Here is a 16,365-nt window from a genome sequence, read left to right as displayed (position 1 = left end):
ATAAGTGTCCAATTAGAAAAGAGTAACGAGAAAAGTGATACGTCCCTCGTTACTCTTTTTTCAGCTTTAGCTATAATGAAACAGTTTCCTCTGATGAAGTTTGGGCTAAACGCTGTTTTCGTGATTTTTTAAAATAAAGCATTTCATAAATACAAGGAATAACTATTAGTGTTAATAGCGTTGCCATCGCTAAGCCGCCAATTACGACAACTGCTAAGCTTTGTGAAACTAGGCTTCCGGCTGCCGCCTGTTTAAACAGCAATGGAAGCATGGCGCAGATGGTTGCTACTGCAGTCATCAGAATTGGTCTCATTCGTGTGGATGTTGCTTCGATAAGTGAATCGCGAATGGTCATGGTTTGTTCGTTTTGCTTCACGCGATCAAGTAAAACAATGGCGTTAGTCACAACAATTCCAATTAACATTAACGCACCTAATAGGGCGGTAATGTCCACAGAGATTCTGCTGACGATGATTCCTAGCACTGCCCCAATTGCTGCAAGCGGAAGTGAGAACAAAATAGCAATTGGTGTTTTAATTGATTTAAAGGTGATGACCATGATTAAGAAGACAATCCCAATCGAAACAAGCATGATAATAAATAGATCAGTGAAATCATCAGCTTGTTGCGCACTCGCACCACCGACGATTACTTCGACGTCGTCCGGGAGGTCAATTCCTTTTTTATCTTTCATATCTCCGAAAATTTCTAAATTGATCTTTGTTGAGATTTCCGATAGTTTGGCAGGGTCAACTGCCGCTGTAACTTGCAGATATGTTTCGCCGTCCTTATGGAATTGATTGGTTGAGCTTTCTTCGCTTTGTAAGGTGGCTATTTCAGAAACTGGTGTCATACCTGTTTCAGTCATGATTGGAATATTTCTAAGGTCATCTGGTGTATTTGTATCAAGAAGTGGCTCCAAGACAACTGCTGTTTGATTTCCATTTACGTTAATTGTGCCAAGTGGAGTGGTGTTAAGCATAACACCAAGCTGTCCGGCGATTTGCTCGGTATTTCCTTTAGTAGGATCTACTTTTAAAGAGTAAACCGTTTTCTTCTCATCTTGGTTTGTTGTTACCTTCTCAATGCCCTTTATATCGGTTATTTTTTCTTTAACTGTGTTGGCAACCTTTTCAAGTGCAGCTTGATTTTCTCCAATCACATCGATCGTAATATTGGCTCCGCCCCCACCCATCATAAATGATGCGGAAGCAACCTCTAAAGCAGCACCTGGATATTGATCCTTTTCCTTTTCAAGCTCCTCCAGCACCTTGTCGGTATCATCTTTATCCTTTAATAAAATACTAAAGGATGCTTCGGTTGGGGAACCAATCCAGCCATATTGAGCAGAATCAGCTGATGAACCTAATTGTGTATAGATATCCTTTACTTCATCCAACTCTTTAATTGTTTTTTCAAATTGTAATGTTTTTTGTGTTACTTCCTCAAACGGTGTTTCATTTGGATAGCTTAATGTTGCGTATACATAGTCAGCTGATGAGTTGTCAACGGCGCCCTTAGGTATTGTAAAATAAGCACCAATGGAACCGGCGAATAATAGTATTGAAATCGTAAAGACAGCCCACTTATGATTCAATGACCATGTAACAAGCTTCGGAAAGCGAACAGCAGGCTTGTGCTCTGGCATTTTTGTATTTTTCATTAGTCCGGCACTCATTAATGGAACCACTGTCAAAGCAACTAATAGTGAAGCAAGCAAGGAATAAGTAACGGTAAGTGCAAAAGGTAACAAGAACTCTTGTAGACCACCATTTAATAGACTCATTGGCAAGAATACGGCAACCGTTGTTAATGTGGATGCGGTAATGGCTACTCCTACCTGTTTTGTTGCCTCAATTACCATTCCGACAGAGAATTTCTCAGTTTGCATGCGGCGGTAAATATTTTCAATAACAACAATACTGTCATCAACTAAACGTCCAACAGCTACAGCAACGCCACCGAGTGTTAGGATGTTTAACGTGACTCCAGACCATGATAATAAGATTAGGGTGAAGCAAAGTGATAGTGGAATCGAAACAATCGTTATGAAGGTCGTTCGAATATTCCGTAAGAAAATCATGATAACAATTGTTGCAAATAAAGCTCCTAGCAACACTTCTTTAATCATCGTGTGTACTGAGGTCTCGACCATATCAGCTGAAGCTACATAAATCGTTGATTCCTGCTCGTCATATTTCTTATTAATTTCTTTTGTTACCTGTTCAATTTCTTTGCTAATGGCGACCGCATTTGAATTGCTATCTTTTGTAATCGAGATATCTAGGGCATCTTTCCCGTTAAAACGACTGACATAATTGCTACTTTTCTTTTCTTCGATTTTTGCGATATCTGCAAGTGTAACATTTGCTGTTACTGGGAGACTTTTTAATTTTTCGAGACTGTTCAAATCACCAATTACCTTAATATTGCTTGTTTTACCATCGATAATTTTCTCGCCGATAGCGATAGCAGTATTCTGTCCCTGAAGAATTGCCATGACGTCTTGCAGTGAAACTTGCTTTTCAGCCATTTTATTATTATCGATTTTTACAGAAATGGCTGAGGCATCTGCTCCATAAAGCTCAACCTGTGCTACGCCATCAATGTCTTTATATAAAGGCTGGATCTTTTCTTTGAAAAATTCAATGTTTTCAGGAGTGATTCCATCTTCAAACGTAACAGCGATGTTGGATATCGGAATCATCGAGGTATTCAGCTGAGATACGATTGGTTTGGCTATGTATGGAGGCAGATTCACTTTGCCTAGCGCCTCTTGTACATCCTGCTTGGCTTGCTTCATATCGGAGCCAGCCTCAAAGAAGATATCAACTTTTGAAAATCCATCTCCAGTTGTTGAATAGGTGGATTTTTTTCCTTTAATTCCGGTAACAGCATTTTCGATTGGCACGGTTACTTCTGATTCCATCGTTTTTGAATCTGTTCCTTGCCCCATTGAGATAATCGTTACTTGTGGGTTATCAGCAGATGGAAGAAACTCCATTGGTAACCTGAAATAACTGATCACTCCCACTATGAGAATTAAGAGCGTCATTAAAGTTATTGCGGATTTGTTTTTAAAGGACCATTTGGTGAGTAAAGACACGTAATCATCGCCTCCTTGAAAGGTATAGTTGTACTAAATAATATCACGGGTACAGTGATAATTTGACTTAATTTACAAAATTTTACATATAAATTTACATCATAGCTAGCTTATGACATCATTCCTTTCTGAAAAGATATTTGGTCAAGGTGTATATCTTGTTGTTTGGCGCTCTTAGGTTTTGTCTCACTGAGCACCTTTTACATTTATTTATTTCGTGTACCAAATATTACATAATTTTCTAAATTTGTAGAGACTGAATTTTCTCTAAGACTTGAGACGTAGTTGGAAATCGTGCCATGGCTACTTTATCGTTGATACTTGTTTATTTTAAAATTGAATTAATTTGTTCGTTTTTCTCAGAACGATATAATAAGAGTGCAATTATCATGATTTTTATATATGACCTCATATTTGATTTTTTGGGAGTGTTTTTATGGATTTACAATTACATGGGAAAAACATTTTAATCACAGGTGGTTCAAAAGGGATTGGTAAAGCAATCGCAGCGGAATTTGTTCGAGAGGGGGCTAATGTTTCAATTGTTGCGCGTGACCTGAAGGCTTTGGAGGACACTCGGATCGAAATGGGTGGGAATGTTTCCATTTTTCAAGCGGATTTAACTAGAGCGGTTGAGCGTGAAAAGCTGATGGCTAATTATATAAGTGAAAAAGGAACAATTGATGTGCTTATTAATAATGCGGGTGGCAGTAATGGCGGTAATGGGGCTGAAACGGCAATGGAGTTGTTTTATGAAGCAATGGAGCTGAATTATTTCTCGGCTGTCCACATGAGTAAATTAGCAGCAGAGGTGATGAAGGACGCAATGAGTGGCGCGATTATTAATATCACTTCGATTTTTGGTCGAGAAAGCGGTGGAAAGGTGACCTACAATAATTCCAAAGCTGCGTTAATCAGTTTTACAAAATCGTTTGCTGATGAGATGATTCCTTTTGGAATTCGCGTTAATAGCGTCGCGCCAGGGAGCATTCTTCATGATACAGGTAACTGGAAACGGCGTCTTGAGGCAGATCCTGAGGGAATTGGTCAATTTGTTAAAAACCAAATTCCAGCTGGTCGGTTTGGGACAGCCGAGGAGGTCGCCCATGTCGTTACCTTTTTAGCATCACCGAAAGCATCATGGGTGGTTGGTGCTAGTATCAACGTTGATGGCGGCCAATCGAAAATGAATTTTTGATAAATAAAAACTCATCCTCGGGCAAAAGGATGAGTTTGTTTATATTCGTTCAGCTCCAGCGCCTAGGGGGCTTCTGCTTTTGTTTTTTAACCGTTAACGTATGCGATAATACCTTCTTCGTCATCTAATACGAGTTCAATTCCTGCGAATGGGTCGCGGTTTAAATATTCATCAAGCCACAAACGTAAAGCCTCGATGATATTTGCGGCAATTAGGATTTGCTCGCGTCCGTCTACCCACGCCTCAGCAGAAAAGCCGTAATCATCGTCAAACATTAATTCCACTTCAACTTCTTCAGGCTTTACTTGTTTTTTGCGGGATACATAAACGCATAATGCATTGATGATATCCTGCTCAAAAATGACTAATTTCTCCATTGATTAGCAGCCTCTTTTTTCTTCTTATCCTTAATCATTGTGTAGATTTTACGGATAATACTAAAGAGAATAATAATCGCAAATACGTTAACCATCAGACCAAGAATAGAGCCAAGCAAGCCCATGCCACCAAATAAGCTACCAAATAACAAACCAGCGAGTCCACCGAGCATAAGCCCTTTCATCAGTCCGCTTGGTTTAAACTTCTTCGCACTAGAAGTTGTTGATTTTGTGCTGTTTGTGTTCGTGTCTTGCTTTTTATTTTGAAATAAAGAATTGTTATTTTTAGTTGTACTGTTGTTTGTGTTAAAGCTTCTCTTTCCTGATTTATAGCCTTTTGCCTCGACTGTTGTTGTTTGATCTTGGAAAACGATGTTTCCGACAGGTGAGAAGATTAACGCTGCTGTCAGAACGGCTGCTAGAAATTTTTTCAATGAATATTCCCTCCATGCTTTTTAATAAAAATAATTGAAAGTTGTCTACTAGTAATCTAGTAAGATTCACCTTCAAAACTAGGTTTGCAATGTATTTACGTTTTGGAACAATAAAGGTTTCATTTTTTTGCAAAAAAATGAAAACGTCCCAGAGAGGATTCGAACCTCCGACCTACAGTTTAGGAAACTGTTGCTCTATCCTGCTGAGCTACTGGGACATAAATTTTATTATAAGACTTTTGGAGCAGATGGTCAAAATAATGAATCGATCGTGTTTTGAAAAAATATAACCAATTTGTATGCAAAGCGCTTGATTTGAGAAGGATATTAGGAGAACAGGAGGGATTCAGGTGAGCTTAGAAGTATTTAATGGAAGCAATGGTGGAGAAATGGATAATTTAGAGGATGTAATAAAGCATTCCATCGAAATCGAAGAGGATTTAATGAGAACTTATTTAATTACGGCTGAAAGAATCCACGATGATGCCGAGCTAAAGGAACGCCTCGAAAATTTTGCGCAAGGAAATGCCAAACGTACGAAACAGTTAATGGATGAGTTAAAAGAATTAAAACAAAAATAAACGAAAGCTGAAGGGATGAACGGATCCCTCAGCTTTTTTTATGGATAATCGTAATTGTCAGATTTTGAATGCGATTTTTTAAAATATTGTTATAGCGTTATATTATGCTAATATGATAATATGGTAATATGTTAACGTACTAAAGCAAATCGAACTAATCATAATTTTATTAAAAGGTGGTAGTCATACTAATGAAGCGTTTGGCGATTATGTTATTTTCTCTCGTAGCAATCTTCGGACTCCTTGTGGGATGTTCAGATTCCGATTCATCTAAGAACGGTGATAAGGATAAAGGCGAAAAAATAGTAATTGGAATTGATGATGCATTTGCACCAATGGGTTTCCGTGATGAAAAGAATGAAATTGTTGGCTTTGACATTGATTACGCAAAAGCAGCAGCTGAAAAAATGGGCGTAGAAGTTGAATTTCAACCAATCGATTGGAAAACGAAAGAGTCTGAGCTTAGCTCTGGACGAATTGACTTAATTTGGAACGGTTACACTATTACTGACGAACGTAAAGAAAAGGTACTTTTCACAAAGCCTTATTTAAAAAATGATCAAGTTGTCGTAACTTTAGCTGACTCAAAAATTGAGAAGCTTGCTGACTTAGAAGGAAAAGTGGTTGGTCTTCAAGCGCTATCCTCAGCGGCTGATGCATTAAACGCAAATCCTATTAACGAAAAAATCAAAACCGTAACAGAATTCAAAGATAATGTCCTAGCATTAAGCGACTTAAAATCAGGTCGTATCGATGCAGTTGTCATTGATGAAATCGTCATTAATTATTTCATGACAAAAGAAAATGAAAAGTTCAAAGTAATGGATGAAGCACTTGCACCAGAGGAATATGGAATTGGTGTGAAGAAAGGCAATGAAGAATTGCTAGAAAAGCTTCAAAAAGCGCTTGATGAAATGAACGAAGACGGTACCGCAGCTGAAATTTCGAAAAAATGGTTTGGTGAAGACAAGGTTTTAAAATAATAGAAACGATGAAGCAGAACAGGATTTCCACCGGGAACCCTGTTTTGTTTTGAATGATGAGGTTAACTAAGTTCGCCTATTGGATGGCGGCTTGCCTATTTCTTTTTGGAGGAATCCTGTATGTCTTTTGATTACATTCGTACCATTCTTATGCCGATGCTTGAAGGCGCGCAAATGACGGTTCTTTTGTTCGTCATTTGTATCGTCTTATCTATTCCGCTTGGATTTATTTTAACATTGGCGGTGCGCAGCAGTATTAAGCCTTTTGCCTGGCTCGCACAAACTTATATTTATGTCATGCGTGGAACGCCGCTGTTGCTTCAATTATTGTTAATATGCTTTGGTCTGCCGATGATTCCGGTTATTGGAGAATACTTGGTGTTTGACCGATTTGTCGCAGCCTGTATCGGCTTTATTTTAAACTACGCAGCGTATTTTGCGGAAATCTTCCGCGGCGGCCTGCTAGCAATCGATAAAGGTCAATACGAAGCAGCAAAAGTACTTGGCTTTAACAAATGGCAAACAACGACGAGAATCATCCTTCCGCAAATGTTTCGAATTGCCTTACCCGCAGTTGCGAATGAATCAATCACGCTCGTGAAGGACACCGCGCTTTTGTATGCAGTTGCCGTACCGGAATTATTGCATTTCGCCCAAACCGCGGTAAATCGTGACTTTACGATTGTGCCGTTCTTTGTGGCGGGGGTCATTTATCTAGTAATGACGTTAATCTTGAGCGCATTCTTTAAATGGATCGAAAAGCGGTATACATTCCAATAAGGAGGAGGGAACAAAACATGGCGATCATTGAAGTATCGAATATGAAGAAATCGTTTGGCGACGTCGAAGTCCTCAAACAAATTACCTTTGAAGTAAATAAAAATGATGTAGTAGCCGTCATTGGTCCCTCCGGTTCAGGGAAAAGTACGATGCTGCGCGGATTGGTTCATCTCGAGGAAATAAATGGTGGAACAGTTAAAGTAGACGGAGATTACCTCGTCAAGGACGGCGTTTACTCGAAGCCACAGGAGCTAAAGCGGATTACAACAAAAATGGGGATGGTGTTCCAGCACTTCAATCTATTTCCGCATTTGACGGTAAAAGAAAACCTTGAACTTGCCCCGAAACTAGTCAAGAAGGAAAGTTCGGCTGAGATTTCTAAACGGAGCTCGGAAATTTTGCGAAAAATCGGTCTAGAGGAGCGTGCCGCAGCCTATCCTGCTAATTTATCAGGCGGTCAAAAACAACGGGTCGCAATCGCCCGCGCATTAATGATGAATCCGGAAATTTTGTTATTTGACGAGCCGACATCAGCGTTGGATCCCGAGTTAACTGGTGAGGTTCTTCAGGTAATGAAAAAGCTCGCAGAAGAGCATATGACGATGATCGTCGTTACGCACGAAATGGGATTCGCCCGTGAAGTTGCCAATCGTGTTATGTTCATGGATAACGGTGAAATCATTGAATCAGGTCATCCTGATGAGTTTTTTGTGAATCCTAAGTCGGAACGGACAAAGGCGTTCTTGCAGCGGAGTTATAAATGATTTTTTATCGTTGATTTTGAAGCACTCCAAGGTGGGGTGCTTTTTTTATGGGAGAGATTTGTGTTTTGAAAATTCACATAATGTTCATGTGAATAGCTATCTTTATTTTTATAAAATAAAAACAGAAAGGATGTGGAATATGGCTTATAAGAATCGTGAAGAATCTAAGGAATTAAAGATGTTAAGGTTATTAAATGCAAGAATGGAATTAACTACTCAAGAAAAAAACCGCTATCTATTTATGAAAAAAGGCTTTGATGGTGAGGTTCAATTCGATCAAGTATTAGAAAGGGCCGGACTCGATAATAGGTTTTATGTGCTGAATGACTTGCTATTAAAGTGTGACGGTACAATCTTTCAAATTGATTCAACGCTCATTACCCAACATTCAATCATCCCCTTTGAAATTAAAAACTCCGATGGAAATTACTATTACCAAGACAACAATTTTTATAGCTGCAAAACGAAAAGTGAAATCAAAAATCCTCTACATCAACTAGACCGCATTCAAACAATGCTACGAAAACTATTGCGTAAAAATGGATTTTCGCTTCATGTCGAAGGATATGTTGTGTTTATTAATCCAGAATTCTATTTATACCAAGCTCCCCTTGATGAACCCATTGTATATTTTCCACAATTAAATAATTTTATTAAGGAATTAAATTCGAAGCCAGACGTTCTTAATGACAGTCATCGGAAGTTAGCAGATTTTCTTTTGAAAGAGCATATTACGGATTTTCCTATAAGGGATTTACCGCGGTATTCTTGGGATTCGCTGCGCAAAGGGCTTATGTCAGCTTGCTGTGGTTCGTTGGCTGTTAATGTTAGTGGGTCTATGATGGAATGTTTGCATTGTGGAACCGTGGAAAGTGTTGAGTCAGCGGTTGTGCGGAGTGTGGAGGAAGTGCGGCTGTTATTTCCGGAGATAAAAATAACAACAAGTATAATTTATGAATGGTGTAACAAGCTGTATTCCAAAAAGGTAATTAGGAAAATTTTAATAAAGCATTTTAGCTTAATTGGATATGGTAAATGGGTCTATTATGAATAGTATGGGATGGGTTACATATGAGTTTTCTTTTATGTGCAGGATTTTTGGAGAGTGATTGGAGATAGGACACGTAGAGAGATTCTACGTACCCGAATTTCGGGGAGAGGATAGAAAATGGTCACGTAGAGAGATTCTACGTGCCCGAATTTCGGGGAGAGGATAGAAAATGGTCACGTAGAGAAGGCCTACGTGCCCGATTTTTGGGTAGAGGATAGAAAACGGTCACGTAGAGAGATTCTACGTGCCCGAATCACGGAAAGTGAGTGGAAAACGGTCACGTAGAGAGATTCTACGTGCCCGAATCACGGAAAGTGAGTGGAAAACGGTCACGTAGAGAGATTCTACGTACCCGAATTTCGGGGAGAGGATAGAAAATGGTCACGTAGAGAGATTCTACGTGACCGATTTTCAGGGAGAGGATAGAAAACGGTCACGTAGAGGGATTCTACGTGACCGAATTTCGGAAAGTGAGTGGAAAACGGTCACGTAGAGAAGGTATACGTGCCCGAATCATAGAAAGTGGATAGAAAACGGTCACGTAGAGGGATTCTACGTGACCGAATTTCGGAAAGTGAGTGGAAAACGGTCACGTAGAGAAGGTATACGTGCCCGAATCATGGAAAGTGGATAGAAAACGGTCACGTAGAGAGATTCTACGTGACCGAATCACGGAAGGTGGATAGAAAACGGTCACGTAGAGAGATTCTACGTGCCCGAATCACGGAAAGTGAGTGGAAAACGGTCACGTAGAGAAGGCCTACGTGCCCGATTTTCGGGTAGAGGATAGAAAACGGTCACGTAGAGAGATTCTACGTGCCCGAATCATGGAAAGTGAGTGGAAAACGGTCACGTAGAGAAGGCCTACGTGCCCGATTTTCGGGTAGAGGATAGAAAACGGTCACATAGAGAGAAACTATGAGGCAGTTACGACTCAATAGCGATTTTTGTAACGAGAGTAATAGAAACTAAATATTAGAGAGAAACGCGCTTGGGTGTGAATCCATGCGCGTTTTTTTGAGGAAAACTAAGTACATCTCTTCATATCCCATTCCAGCAAATTTCAAAAACCCCCTCACAAATGATAAAATTAACAGTAAATTCAGAAAAAACATTCAAAAAGGAGATCAGCATGACAAAGCCAAGGATTTTAGTTGTGGAGGACGAGGAGAAGATTGCCCGAGTTTTGGAGCTAGAGCTTACATACGAGGGTTATGAAGTAGGCAAGGCGTTGGACGGACTAAATGGATTTCAGCTGGTTCAGGAACAAGATTGGGATCTTATTTTATTGGATGTGATGCTGCCGGGCATAAGTGGAATAGAGCTGCTCCGCAGGATTCGCAGCAATGATCAATCGACGCCAGTCATTATGCTGACGGCAAAATCATCTGTTGAAGATAAAGTATCAGGATTGGACCTTGGTGCGAATGACTATGTTACTAAGCCATTTCAGATTGAAGAATTATTGGCGCGAATCCGCGTTGCCTTAAGGTTGAATCAACCCAAGCCGAAGCAACAGCAAATTGAAATAGAACAGAATTGGCTGCAAATCGCTGAATTAAAGCTAAGTGAAATGACTCATGAAGTGCAAATAATGGGAGAGTCAATCGAACTCACACCGAGAGAGTTTGATTTATTGGCATATTTGTTGAAGCATGCTCGCCAAGTCCTCAGTAGGGAACAAATCTTAAATGGTGTTTGGGGCTACGATTATTATGGGGATACAAATATTGTTGATGTGTATATTCGTTATTTAAGAAACAAAATAGACAAGCCTTACAATACGACACTTATTCACACCGTACGTGGTGTAGGCTATGTATTAAAGGATGCTTAATGCATATGAAGCTAAAGAATCGAATCAATCTTTATACAACAGTGCTATTTATCATTTTACTCATCTTTATTAATGGGTCTATCTATTTTTCTTTTAGTAAGATGATGCTTCAAAAGGAATTGGAACGGACTATGGATGAGGCGGCACGGGCAGTTAAGGGAATAAACCAAACTGAAACCCCAGTTCCACCTAAAGAGCTACTGCAGGCATATGTACCGATTAATGGGATGCTGCAAATGGTGAAAAGTGACGGTAAGCGAGGAGCGGGTGTTGTTGTACCCGAACAGCAAAGTCTCCGCGACACACCAGTTAAATTTTATCAAAAAGAAGTAAATGAAATCGTTGAAATGAATGGGATTCCCCATGCATTTGTATCTATGCCCATCGTTTGGAATGATGGAGAAGTAGTGGCGATGCAACTGACCGAAAGCCTAAAAACGACTGCTGACATGCTTGCTATGCTAAAAATAATATTAATTGCTGTGACAGTCATTGCGACGGTTCCGGTTATAATTTCATCGCGGCTCCTCGGGAATTTTATTACTCGTCCCATCACATCTATGATCATCACTATGAGTGAAATCATTGAAAGTAGTCGCTTTAAGCGAATTAGCTTGCCTAAGGAATCAAAGGATGAACTGTATCAGATGGGAAGGACGTTCAACAGGATGATCGAATTGCTAGAGATGAACTACGAGAAACAAGGCAGGTTTATCTCGAATGCTTCCCATGAATTGAAAACACCTTTAACAGTGATTGAATCTTATGCCTCTCTTTTGAAACGAAGGGGGAAGGAGCAGCCTGAGCTGTTTGAGGAATCGGTTCAGGCGATACATTCTGAAGCGATCCGGATGAAGGACTTAACGGAGCAATTACTGTTAATGGCCAGGCATGATGAACAATGGAAAATAGAGCTAGAAGATATACGGTTGACGCCGATTATCACCGAGCTGGTGCGTTCCTTTCAGAAAGCTTATCAGCGCGAAATTAAACTGCGAATTGAGGCGGAGGATTATGTAAGAGCCGACCAACAAAAGTTGAAACAACTATTATACATTTTGTTGGATAATGCCCGAAAATATAGCGAAGATTTTATTGAAGTCGTTATTTTGAAAAATAAAGAAAAGGTTGCTGTGGAAATTTGTGACCGTGGAATTGGGATTCCGCCAGCTGAATTAGAAAAAATATTTGATCGATTTTATCGAGTTGATAAAGCCCGCACTCGACAAACAGGTGGATTTGGTCTCGGTTTAGCACTTGCGAAGGAGATTTCCGAGGCAACCTGTGCAGAGCTTCAAATCGAAAGCACGGAAGGGGTTGGTACGAAGGCTAAAATATTGCTGCTGCCCGCCAATCCTCAGTAAATTCTCATTTTAAATTAGTATAGTAAACGAAAAGGAATGAGTGAGATAGGTGGGATATAAATGACTCAAATACAACCGAAACGCCTTGCGCTTATAGCAGTGGTCATAATTATTGCTGGAGTGGTGGTTTGGCAGCTTTTTACGAATCTGACCGCAGCCGAATTGTTAACGGAAAAACAAGCAAGGAGTAAAGTTGAAAGTTTATATAATGGTAAAATCGTAAAGGTTCGCGAGCAAAATCAATTATTTGTGTTTGAATTAGAACTTGATGCAGGAAGCTTTGAAGTAGAAATCAATCGGGAAACAGGGGAGATTGGTAGTTTAACAAAGCTTAATAATCAGATTTCCAAGCAACCAGAAAATAAGGGGAACAAGGAGGGGCCAACTGAGCAACAAACGGATACAAATTCTCCGCCAACGGATCATCAGGCTCAACTCATTTCTGAGGAAGAGGCGAAGGAGATCGCTTTACAGCAAATTAACGGCACAATTGATGAGTTCGAAACAAAGGATATCGATGGCGTTATTTATTATTTTGTTGAAGTGGAGCGGGACGATGGCGAGGAGGGAACCGTTCAAATTCATGGACTTACCGGAGAAGTTGTATCAATTTCCTGGGATGATTAAAACTTTTAGCCTTTTCTCATCAAATTCTCATTTTACTTTATGAGTTTCCTCATTTTCGTTGTTTATATTGTAGATAACAACAATAAAGGGGGAAAACAAATGAAACGTAAACTGATAATTGGGGTTATGACTGGATTAGTGTTGTTTGGTGGAGTTGTAGGTGTCGGTGCACTTGCAAGTGAACAAGATAATACAAAGATAGAAAGTGCAAAAAATGATATTAAGGTTAAAATTAATAAAGTTGATGATTATTTGGATGACGACCGCATTTTTGGTGACGATAGTGACATCGCAATTGAGCAAATAAAGAATGTAGAAATTACGAAGGATGAAGCGATTAAGATTGCAACAGATGATACACCTGGAGAGGTCGCAAAAGTTGAATTAGATGATGACGGCTACTATGAAATTGATGTCGTTACGGGTCAAGCAAAAGTCGAGTACAAGATTGATGCTAATACTGGTGAGATTTTATCAAAAGAGCATGATGACGACCGATATGACGATGATTGGTACGATGATGACAGATACGATGATGATCGTAATGACGACAAATATGATGACAACAACGATGATGATTAACAATATATAGATTTGAGCTTAAGCATAGCCCAGCCGAGTTGGCAGGTTATGCTTTTTTTCTCTTAAAATTAGTGAACAGACTGTAATTTTTGTAAAATGATAACGAGGAGGAGGTTGCGTTATGTTTATCGCTGGGCAAAAGGAAATGCAGCAAATGGACCGTTATACGATGGATACACTTGGTTTGCCGGGGATTGTGTTAATGGAAAACGCCGGGGCTAAAGTGGTTGATGAAATCCTAGATAGCGCCCCTTGTGAAAACGCACGAATCGTTGTACTAGCAGGTGGAGGGAACAATGGCGGAGATGGGTTTGTGATTGCTCGAAGATTAATTGATTTAGGTAGGGATGTAATTTTGTGCCTATTGGTTCCCCCTGAGCGAATTACAGGGGATGCCAAGGTTCATTTTGATGTATACATAAAGCGGCAATTACCCATTCTGCACCTTCAAGATTCCGATTTTGAAAAAATAAAGACAGAATTGCAACGTGCTGATATCATCGTTGATTGTATTCTGGGAACTGGTGTGAACGGTCCCGTTCGTGAGCCATTCAAAGCGGTAATTGAACTGGTAAATGAAATTGCGCCACAAAAATCAGTCATTTCCGTTGATATTCCTTCAGGGGTCAGCAGTGACACCGGTAAGGTTGAAGGAGTAGCGATAAAAGCGGAAAAGACGGTTACGTTTGTTTTTCCGAAGTTGGGCTTTTTCCTCCAGGATGGACCGAAGTATATCGGGGAGTGGAAAGCAGTAGACATTTCTGTGCCACCACAAATTGCTGCGGATTTAGGCTTTATTTTACCAAAATTAATCACAGAAGCACTCGTTATGCAGGCTATTCCAACTCGAACACAGCATGGTCATAAAGGTACGTTTGGTCATGTTCTAGTTGTAGGTGGTTCAAAATCATATGTGGGAGCACCTCTATTCACGGCAAAATCGGCGCTAAAATCAGGAGCAGGTTTAGTAACACTGGGTATTCCTGAGAGCATTTATCATATGGCAGCTGCTCAAAATCCTGAAGCATTATTTTTACCACTACCAGAAACTGATGGACATTTTGCTTTTTCAGCAATTGAAAAGTTGTGCGAAAAGCTACCTCAAATCGATTGCATCGCGATAGGACCAGGAATGAGCCGTTTTCCTGATGGAGAAAAGTGGATTAGGTCGTTTTTTGAAAAACTTACAGGTCAATCTATTGTTGTTGATGCTGATGCACTTTATTTATTAAGGAATGATTTTGAGTTGGTTAGACGATACAATGGCACTGTCATTTTTACCCCACATCCAGGCGAAATGGCAACATTACTTAATACTACCGTAAAAGAGGTAGAAGCAAACCGAATTGAAATAGCTAAAAACTTTGCAAAAGAAAACCAGGTTTATTTGCTGTTAAAAGGTCATCGCTCAATCATCGCTTCACCAGACGGTGAACTCTACATAAATCCACATGGAAACGATGCATTAGGTAAAGGCGGTAGCGGAGATGTGCTGACCGGTTTGATAGCGTCGTTTCTTGCTCAACGGGCACAACCGATGGACTCACTAGTAGCTGCTAGTTATTTGCATGCGAGGGCAGGAGTAGAGAAAGGAAAGGAATTATCAAGTTACGGGGTATTACCATTAGATATAATTAATGGTGTTTGTGAGCAGTTAAAAAGATTAATATATTAACCTTTATCAAGGGAGCCTCAGCTGAGGTTTCTTTTTTTTATATAGACAAAAAATTAATAATATAATAATATATATAAAATAAGTAAAACATATAAGAAAGGTCGGGATTAAAATGACCAATATGATTAAGTCGATTCCTCGTCCGCTGGTAACAACAAATCAATGGGTGATTGTGTTAAGTGTTGTTTTCACCTGGCTAACTGGCAAGGAATGGATATTGTTAATCCCGTTTGTTTCGGGACTCCTCGGTCTTTTGTTTCAATTCAATCCAATTATGAGAGTTGCTAAGCTATTTCTAACAAAGGACATTAACGCCTATGTACCAGAAGATTGGGAACAACAAAAGTTTAATCAGACGATTGCAGTCATTTGTTTAGGATTAGGTTATAGCGGCTTCTTGTTTAATATTGATCTACTTGGATATATTTTTACTGCTATGGTCGGGATTGCGGCGTCAGTTGCATTACTTGGTTTTTGCATCGGCTGCTTTATTTTGTTTCAATGGAAGCAATTCCAATATCGTCGAACACAACATTAAAAGAGGCTGGGACATAAGTATTTCAGCTAAATAAAAAACCGAACTATTAGGAAATTCTTACATAGAATTCCCAAATAGTTCGGTTTTTTTATTCTTTTTTTCAATAGGCACTACCTTGAAATAACTGTGTGCAAATTTTTTTGCACGGGAGTTTGTTAACCCGAATGTTGATTTACTTGTATTTAAAAATAAGCGGAAGAATTCCGCTTATTTTGGGAAATACCCATATTTCCCTTTAAATAACAGGAGTTTTTCCCCTTATTTCATAAAAATCACTTTATTTTGTCTTTTTGGGAGCAGTTAAGCGGAAATTCTCCTCTTATTTCGGATTAATTAGCGCCCCTTACATACAATAACGGGAAATTCTCCGCTTATTTTTTCTCATACCTTCCTGAAAATCACCAATGAATTTAAACATAAAATCATTTAGTTCTGTCCCAGCTTCTTTTAGTTAAATTTCTGAAGTCT

At 39.5% G+C, this 16,365-nt stretch carries 15 protein-coding genes and 1 tRNA gene; 12 read left to right on the top strand and 4 right to left on the bottom strand.

Translation table 11 applies throughout. From position 1 onward, the window contains the following. Positions 1–70: 70 nt before the first annotated feature. Positions 71–3,106 (bottom strand): efflux RND transporter permease subunit, encoded by a 3,036-nt coding sequence (locus tag FXW34_RS08020; protein ID WP_147533456.1) that lies wholly within the window; start codon positions 3,104–3,106, stop codon positions 71–73. 436 nt (positions 3,107–3,542) lie between these two features. Here FXW34_RS08020 and FXW34_RS08015 point away from each other — a divergent pair, with 436 nt between their 5' ends. Next, positions 3,543–4,304 carry an SDR family NAD(P)-dependent oxidoreductase gene (locus FXW34_RS08015; protein ID WP_147533455.1) on the top strand — a complete coding sequence of 254 codons (762 nt, stop codon included), beginning with the start codon at positions 3,543–3,545 and terminating at the stop codon, positions 4,302–4,304. An 86-nt stretch (positions 4,305–4,390) separates the two neighbouring features. Here FXW34_RS08015 and FXW34_RS08010 read toward each other — a convergent pair whose 3' ends face one another. From FXW34_RS08010 to FXW34_RS08000, 3 genes are all read right to left on the bottom strand, one after another. Next, on the bottom strand, positions 4,391–4,681 hold the full coding sequence (locus tag FXW34_RS08010) for a YxcD family protein (RefSeq protein ID WP_147533454.1): 291 nt from the start codon (positions 4,679–4,681) through the stop codon (positions 4,391–4,393). After that, complete coding sequence (locus FXW34_RS08005; RefSeq protein ID WP_147533453.1) at positions 4,669–5,115, bottom strand: hypothetical protein; 447 nt, start codon at positions 5,113–5,115, stop codon at positions 4,669–4,671. The genes FXW34_RS08010 and FXW34_RS08005 overlap by 13 nt, the downstream gene beginning before the upstream one ends. 144 nt (positions 5,116–5,259) lie before the next feature. Then, positions 5,260–5,333, bottom strand: a tRNA-Arg gene (locus FXW34_RS08000). A gap of 132 nt (positions 5,334–5,465) precedes the next feature. On the opposite strand from FXW34_RS08000, the gene FXW34_RS07995 reads away from it, so the two are divergent. The 11 genes from FXW34_RS07995 (at position 5,466) to FXW34_RS07945 (ending at position 15,897) form a co-directional block, all read left to right on the top strand. Further along, complete coding sequence (locus FXW34_RS07995; RefSeq protein ID WP_246140933.1) at positions 5,466–5,696, top strand: hypothetical protein; 231 nt, start codon at positions 5,466–5,468, stop codon at positions 5,694–5,696. 191 nt (positions 5,697–5,887) lie between these two features. Continuing rightward, a complete protein-coding gene (locus tag FXW34_RS07990; RefSeq protein ID WP_147533452.1) occupies positions 5,888–6,679 on the top strand; it encodes an amino acid ABC transporter substrate-binding protein in 792 nt (263 codons plus the stop codon). 120 nt (positions 6,680–6,799) lie between these two features. Next, positions 6,800–7,459 (top strand): amino acid ABC transporter permease, encoded by a 660-nt coding sequence (locus FXW34_RS07985; RefSeq protein WP_147533451.1) that lies wholly within the window; start codon positions 6,800–6,802, stop codon positions 7,457–7,459. Between the two features lie 17 nt (positions 7,460–7,476). Next, positions 7,477–8,223 carry an amino acid ABC transporter ATP-binding protein gene (locus tag FXW34_RS07980; protein WP_147533450.1) on the top strand — a complete coding sequence of 249 codons (747 nt, stop codon included), beginning with the start codon at positions 7,477–7,479 and terminating at the stop codon, positions 8,221–8,223. 139 nt (positions 8,224–8,362) lie between these two features. Beyond that, positions 8,363–9,277, top strand: a complete 915-nt coding sequence (locus tag FXW34_RS07975) for a nuclease-related domain-containing protein (RefSeq protein ID WP_187118883.1) — start codon at positions 8,363–8,365, stop codon at positions 9,275–9,277. A 1,129-nt stretch (positions 9,278–10,406) separates the two neighbouring features. Then, a complete protein-coding gene (locus FXW34_RS07970) occupies positions 10,407–11,111 on the top strand; it encodes a response regulator transcription factor (protein WP_147533448.1) in 705 nt (234 codons plus the stop codon). Between the two features lie 5 nt (positions 11,112–11,116). Next, entirely contained in the window at positions 11,117–12,475 is a 1,359-nt protein-coding gene (locus FXW34_RS07965; RefSeq protein ID WP_147533447.1) for a sensor histidine kinase, read from the top strand. 60 nt (positions 12,476–12,535) lie between these two features. Continuing rightward, complete coding sequence (locus FXW34_RS07960) at positions 12,536–13,102, top strand: PepSY domain-containing protein (RefSeq protein WP_147533446.1); 567 nt, start codon at positions 12,536–12,538, stop codon at positions 13,100–13,102. Between the two features lie 99 nt (positions 13,103–13,201). Further along, positions 13,202–13,684 (top strand): PepSY domain-containing protein, encoded by a 483-nt coding sequence (locus tag FXW34_RS07955; RefSeq protein ID WP_187118882.1) that lies wholly within the window; start codon positions 13,202–13,204, stop codon positions 13,682–13,684. Positions 13,685–13,805: 121 nt separating this feature from the next. Next, entirely contained in the window at positions 13,806–15,359 is a 1,554-nt protein-coding gene (locus FXW34_RS07950) for an NAD(P)H-hydrate dehydratase (RefSeq protein ID WP_147533444.1), read from the top strand. 112 nt (positions 15,360–15,471) lie between these two features. Beyond that, positions 15,472–15,897: a DUF4395 domain-containing protein gene (locus FXW34_RS07945; protein WP_147533443.1), complete on the top strand. Its 426-nt coding sequence runs from the start codon at positions 15,472–15,474 to the stop codon at positions 15,895–15,897. Positions 15,898–16,365 lie beyond the last annotated feature (468 nt).

The organism is Bacillus marasmi, assembly GCF_902168435.1.
Lineage (GTDB): Bacteria > Bacillota > Bacilli > Bacillales > Cytobacillaceae > Bacillus_BU > Bacillus_BU marasmi.
Note: the sequence above shows the minus strand (reverse complement) of the source record. Positions and strands in the feature narration are given on the sequence as shown.